The sequence below is a fragment of the Paenimyroides tangerinum genome (genome assembly GCF_003865405.1).
In the GTDB taxonomy this organism is placed as follows: Bacteria; Bacteroidota; Bacteroidia; order Flavobacteriales; family Flavobacteriaceae; genus Flavobacterium; species Flavobacterium tangerinum.
This window is the reverse complement of sequence record NZ_RQVQ01000106.1, coordinates 1-1,221: the sequence shown is the minus strand read 5'-3', so window position 1 is coordinate 1,221 and position 1,221 is coordinate 1. Positions and strand designations below refer to the sequence as shown.

The 1,221-nt window shown below is 32.8% G+C and carries 1 pseudogene; it reads left to right on the top strand.

Annotated elements, in window-relative coordinates:
• A pseudogene (locus EG240_RS16615) lies at positions 1–1,221 on the top strand (hypothetical protein); the annotation flags it as partial.

Sequence of the window (1,221 nt, the reverse complement as noted above, 5' to 3'; positions counted from 1 at the left end):
AGCAAACAACATTTGACTTAACGGTTAGACAAGGTCAAATTACGCAAGGACAAATTTTTGGAGTAACATTAAGATATTTTACAAACGAAGCAGAAGCAAAAGCAGGAATAAATCAGATTCCAAATCCAACATCATACATAAATACATCGAATCCACAAACAGTTTGGGTTTCTGTAGAAAACATGAATGGATGTCTTTCATATACGACTTTAACAATTCGTGTGTTACCATTACCAGAACCAAATTTAACTCCAACTGCTTTACAAGCATGTGAAAATGGATTAGGAAGTGGTTTTGCTACATTTGATTTGAGATTAGCACAACCAGAATTAAGTAATGGTAATGCTACATTAAGTTATAAATATTTTATATCAGAACAACAAGCTATAAATAACGTTGATGAAATTGGTACACCAGATGATTTCTTGACAAATTCAATGACAGTTTATGTAAGGGTTTCAAATAATCCTACAATATTGTCAGAGAGTTGTTTTGTAATTGTTCCGTTACAATTAATAGTTAATAGCTTGCCTACAGTTGGACCAATGACAACTTTGTATGCATGTGAATTAAATTCAGATGGAATTTATACATTCGATTTAAGAGATAAAAATGCGCAAGTTTTAGGAAATCAAAATGCTGCTAATTTTGACATTCGTTATTATGTTACACAAACAGCGGCATTATTAGGAGCGGCTCCAATACCTTATATTTATACAAATGCTGCTTCAGATTTACAAAGAATTTGGGTAAGAATACAACATAAAGTAACAGGATGTTATTCAATAGCTCCTTTTGATTTGAAAGTTGAGGAAAAAGTATTTGCTTATCCACCATCAGCAAGTTTAGCTTTCTGTGATTCAGATGGTGTAAATGATGGTTTTGGACCAGCTAACCTAACAGTATTAAATGCTGGTATTATTTCAACACAGAATTTAACAGGACAACTAAATGTTAGATATTATACATCTTGGGCTAATTACAATGCAGGAACAGCATCGCCATCTACAGCTTTCCCTGTAACAAGTAATCCACAGTTAGTTATTGCTGAGGTTTTCAATACAGAGTTAGGTTCATTATGTACTGCTACTGTTGAGTTTAATATTACAATGGGTAAATCACCAAGTTTCGATCTGATTCCAAATGGCTTTGTTTGTCCTGATTTCAGAACAGGAAATGTTCAAGGATATTTAATGGATACTGGATTGAATAGACAAGAAT